General features: G+C 66.7%; 5 protein-coding genes. 3 read left to right on the top strand and 2 right to left on the bottom strand.

All coding sequences use genetic code 11. From position 1 onward, the window contains the following. The first annotated feature begins 143 nt into the window (after positions 1-143). Together ACFXA3_RS36035 and ACFXA3_RS36030 are read left to right on the top strand one after the other, a co-directional pair. A complete protein-coding gene (locus ACFXA3_RS36035; RefSeq protein WP_385194233.1) occupies positions 144-1205 on the top strand; it encodes an AAA family ATPase in 1062 nt (353 codons plus the stop codon). Further along, positions 1202-1981 (top strand): hypothetical protein, encoded by a 780-nt coding sequence (locus ACFXA3_RS36030; protein WP_385194230.1) that lies wholly within the window; start codon positions 1202-1204, stop codon positions 1979-1981. Before ACFXA3_RS36035 ends, ACFXA3_RS36030 begins: the two co-directional genes overlap by 4 nt. Before the next feature lie 244 nt (positions 1982-2225). Here the strand turns inward: ACFXA3_RS36030 and ychF are convergent, their stop codons facing one another. After that, a complete protein-coding gene (gene ychF / locus ACFXA3_RS36025; protein ID WP_385194227.1) occupies positions 2226-3314 on the bottom strand; it encodes a redox-regulated ATPase YchF in 1089 nt (362 codons plus the stop codon). A gap of 135 nt (positions 3315-3449) precedes the next feature. Here ychF and ACFXA3_RS36020 point away from each other — a divergent pair, with 135 nt between their 5' ends. Continuing rightward, the gene (locus ACFXA3_RS36020; protein WP_385194225.1) at positions 3450-3977 is read left to right on the top strand and encodes a DUF6542 domain-containing protein; all 528 of its coding nucleotides are present in this window, start codon (positions 3450-3452) and stop codon (positions 3975-3977) included. A gap of 32 nt (positions 3978-4009) precedes the next feature. Here the strand turns inward: ACFXA3_RS36020 and ppgK are convergent. Then, positions 4010-4661: polyphosphate--glucose phosphotransferase (gene ppgK, locus ACFXA3_RS36015; protein WP_385194223.1), on the bottom strand; the 652-nt coding region annotated here is incomplete at its 5' end.

Here is a 4661-nt window from a genome sequence, read left to right as displayed (position 1 = left end):
CGCGGGGTTGCGTTCACCCCCACCCTATCATGTTCGGTGTGTGTATCCTACTTTCCTAACCGCCGTCTTGGCACCGGCGGGCTAAAAAACAACACTACGCAGTCGACCAGCTCACCGGCCGAGGCCGAGGACCGGACGGCCGCATGATGCTCGGTCTGGACTGGACGCTACCGAACGCCAACGACGTCCAGCACAACACCTTCGGCGGCCCCGTACAGCCCTCACTGTCCCCATACGACGGCGTCAAGTACGGGTCTCCGTCAGCTGAGCGCGGCCCCTGGTCTGACAATCCGCAAGGCTGGTTCTGTGCCGCATACGGCCCCTTCCGTCGGCTGATGGGTGGCAGCGGGGAGGCCCAACGGCTCATGCTCTCGCCGGGACCTGCGGGGCGGATGGCCTCGCTCTTCCACGAGGACGCCTCGCTCGCCGAGGGCGTCAGCTGGCTCAAGGAACTGCGGCTGCGCAGCCTAGAGGGCAGCGAGGAAGCCACCCAGCTTCTGGATAACGTTAGAGAGCTGCTCTCCGACGGCCTGCTGCCCAACAAGTTTCGGGCACTGCGGGTCTCGTCCGAAGGACTGTGGGTGGCACCGGCCAACGACCCAGATCGAGCCTATCCCCTAAGGGAGATGAGCGACGGTTTCCGAACCGTCGTGGCCCTGGTTCTCGACATAGTCCGACAACTCCAGACCGCTTATGGGACTCTGGACATCGGGACCAACAACACTGGTCATCCCATCGTGCGGATGCCAGGAGTGGTCATCATCGATGAGGTGGACGCCCATCTGCACGTCACCTGGCAACGGGCGATCGGCGACTGGCTGAAATGCCACTTTCCAAGGATCCAGTTCATCGTGACCAGCCATAGCCCCTACATCTGTCAGGCTGCTGACCCAGGTGGCCTGATTCGGCTGCCGGGACCTGAGGAACAGCGAGCGCCTGAGGTTGTAGCACCGGACCTATACCAGCGGATCGTTTACGGCAGCGGCGAAGATGCTGTGCTCTCCGAGCTCTTTGGCCTAGAGACCCCATACTCCGAGCGCGCAGACAACCTGCGAAAGCGGCTCGTGCATCTCGAAGAGAAAGTCTTCGACGAGGAAGCGAATGCCGACGAAGTAGCGGAGTACAAGAACCTGGCGGCCAAGCTGTCGAGCTCCCGCACCGCACGGGTCTATGAGATGGCGGCGCACCTCGCAGGTGGCGAATGATCCCCGTCCAGCGCCTGCCTGCCACTGACGCGATGACCAAGCTCTGCGACTTTCGCACCACGAAGATCCAGGACGCCGGAGCCACAAGCAAGGCAGCCGACGAGCAGTGGAAGGATGCTCGAGCTGCCCGAAGACACATTAAAGGTCTGCTGGAGCGGATGGCCCCGGGGCGTATACGTTGCATGTACTGCCTGGATAACCAGGGAACCGACATCGACCACTTCGAGCCGAAGTCTCGTACCCCGCTTCGGACCTTTTGTTGGGACAACCATCTGCTGGCCTGCTCTCACTGCAACAGCAACGAGAAACGTCACCTCTTTCCTTGTGACCCCGAGACGGGCGCTTGCCTGCTCATCGACCCGACTGTGGACGACCCTGCGGATCACCTGAAGCTACTGCCGAGGACGGGCGAGCTGAAATGCCGCACGCCCAAGGGTAGGCACAGCATCGAGGTCTTTGGACTGAACCGCGACGAGCTGCGGAAGGGGCGCGCGGACGCCTGCGAGATGTTCATCTCCGGACTCATCCGATGGCACGACCAGGTGCAGCTTGGAAAGATCGACGCCGCTACGCGCACAGCCGTACGGCTGTACCGGGCAGACTTCCCAGAAGTTCTCCGATCTCTGGAAAGTCTGGCGGGAACGCCTCTCGCCTCGGTTCTGGAGGACAGACACTTCCCTGAGGCACTCACCGCCTGGGCCGCTATCCGGCATCAGCGGGGATGGATTCCTTCGATGCGCACGGGTCTCGGTGCCCCGCTTTCACCGCATCCCTGAACCTCTCACTGTGCCGCAGGCGTTCGAAATTCTAGAACGCGCTGGCGTGTGCCAACTGGTCAGTCACTACTCCTGTGCTCCGCCTGTGGCAGTTGCCGACGCTCCACCCCGCTTTGCATCACACGCCAGCCGTCAACCTGGCATAGCCAGAGCCTGTACGGGAACGACTTGGGGTCGAGCTCACGAGAACTCGACCCCAAGCTGCACACTAAATGAATCGCATTAACGTTTAGTAACTGGCCGATCACACGTTGAAGCGGAACTCGACCACGTCGCCGTCCTGCATGACGTAGTCCTTGCCCTCCATGCGGGCCTTGCCCTTGGCGCGGGCTTCGGCGACCGAGCCGCATTCGACCAGGTCCGCGAAGGAGATGACCTCGGCCTTGATGAAGCCGCGCTGGAAGTCGGTGTGGATCACGCCGGCCGCCTCGGGGGCCGTGGCGCCCTGCTTGATGGTCCAGGCGCGGGTTTCCTTCGGGCCGGCCGTCAGGTAGGTCTGCAGGCCCAGGGTGGCGAAGCCGACGCGGCCGAGGGTGGCCAGGCCGGGCTCGTCCTGGCCGACCGACTGGAGGAGTTCGAGGGCTTCCTCGTCGTCCAGCTCGGAGAGGTCCTGCTCCAGCTTGGCGTTCAGGAAGATGGCCTCGGCCGGGGCGACCAGTGCGCTCTGCTCCGCCTTGAAGGCGTCGTCCACCAGCTCGTCCTCGTCCACGTTGAAGACGTAGAGGAACGGCTTGGTGGTCAGCAGGTGCAGCTCGTGGAGGAGGTCGCCCTGCTCCGTTCCCTTGGTGATGCCCTTCGAGAACAGGGTGTCGCCGGCCTCGAGGATCTTCTTCGCCTCGACGACCGCGGCCAGGACCGCGACCTTGTCCTTCTGGAGGCGGGACTCCTTCGTCAGGCGCGGCTCCGCCTTCTCGATGGACTGGAGGTCGGCCAGGATCAGCTCGGTGTTGATCGTCTCGATGTCGTCCTTCGGCGAGACCTTGCCGTCGACGTGCACGACGTTCTCGTCCTTGAAGGCACGGATGACCTGGCAGATCGCGTCCGACTCGCGGATGTTCGCGAGGAACTTGTTGCCCAGGCCCTCACCCTCCGAGGCGCCGCGCACGATGCCCGCGATGTCGACGAAGTCGACCGTCGCCGGCAGGACGCGCTGCGAGCCGAAGATGCCGGCGAGGACGGCCAGGCGCGGGTCCGGGACGCCGACGACGCCGACGTTCGGCTCGATGGTGGCGAACGGGTAGTTGGCCGCCAGCACGTCGTTCTTGGTCAGGGCGTTGAACAGGGTCGACTTGCCGACATTCGGCAGGCCGACGATTCCGATCGTGAGCGACACGTTGGCGACTTCCCGTAGCTGGAGGGGGCGGCGGCCCGGGAGTGGGCCACCGGACAGTTTACTTTCCGATGAGTGGCAGTCGTTGTACGCGTGTCCCCACACCGGAACCGTGCTCGCCCCGCCTAGCGTGGTGGGGTGGAGCAATACAGGGCGCGTTCGGTGGATCACCCACAGCGACAGCAGCCGGAGCGGGCGCAGCAGCGGCGCCCGGACCGGCCCGTCGGCGGTGTGCCCGCGCAGGGCGGCCGGCCCCGGACCGCGCCGGCCCGCCGGCTGCCGCGGCCCCGGCTGACCGGGCTCGGCGGCGGACTGTTCGCCTGCGTCGCGATGACCCTGGCCGCCGGGATCGCCTGGCTGCTGTTCGGTGGCTCGCTGCTCGCGTACGGGCTGCTCTTCCTGCCGGTCGCGGCCGCCACCGCCCTCTGGGTGCGCCCCGCCGACCTGATCACCGCGCCGATCTCCGCGCCGATCGCCTTCGCCGCCGGGGTCTGGCCCCTTTCGGGCGGCTCCGGCGGCTTCGGCGCGGAGGTGATGGGCATCGTGTCCGCCCTGTCGCTGCACGCCGGCTGGCTGTACGGGGGAACCCTCGTCTCGGCGCTGATCGTCGTCGTGCGCAAGGCGGTGCTGATCTCCCGCCGGAGGCTCCCCCGCCGGACCGCCTGAGGCGCGTCACGTGCCTCACGCGCCCGGCACGGCTAGCCCGCCGAGCCCCGTCCGGCCCGTGCCGCCCGCGCCGCCATCGCCGCGCCCACGATGCCCGCGTTGTTCTGGAGCCTCGCCGGGACGATCTCGGCCCGGACGCCCTCGATCAGCGGCAGGAACTTCTCCGGTTTGCGGCTGACGCCGCCGCCGATGATGAAGAGGTCCGGGGAGAAGAGCATCTCCACGTGCTCCAGGTACCTCTGCACCCGGTGCGCCCAGCGCTCCCAGGTGAGGTCCCCGTCCTCCTTGGCCTTGACCGACGCCCGCTTCTCCGCGTCGTGCCCCTTGAGCTCCAGGTGGCCGAGCTCCGTGTTCGCCACGAGCCGGCCGTCCGTGAACAGGGCGCTGCCGATGCCCGTGCCCAGGGTCAGCATGATGACCGTCCCGCCGCGGCCCTTGCCGGCGCCGTACGTCATCTCCGCGATCCCGGCCGCGTCCGCGTCGTTGAGGACCGTGACCGGCTGCCCGCCGAGCCGCTTCGACAGCAGGGACGCCGTGTCGACGCCGATCCAGCCCTTGTCCATGTTGGCCGCCGTCCGGGTCACGCCGCCGGTGACGACTCCCGGGAACGTCACGCCCACCGGCCCGTCCCAGCCGAAGTGGCGCACCACCTCGACGACGCAGCCGGCCACCCCGTCGGGGGTG

Source organism: Streptomyces sp. NPDC059456 (assembly GCF_042750055.1).
Lineage (GTDB): Bacteria > Actinomycetota > Actinomycetes > Streptomycetales > Streptomycetaceae > Streptomyces.
Note: the sequence above shows the minus strand (reverse complement) of the source record. Positions and strands in the feature narration are given on the sequence as shown.

What these genes read in the sequence shown, in the direction of transcription:
- ACFXA3_RS36035 (WP_385194233.1), top strand. Translation starts at nt 144, where the DNA reads ATGATGCTCGGTCTGGACTGGACGCTACCGAACGCCAACGACGTCCAG.
- ACFXA3_RS36030 (WP_385194230.1), top strand. Translation starts at nt 1,202, where the DNA reads ATGATCCCCGTCCAGCGCCTGCCTGCCACTGACGCGATGACCAAGCTC.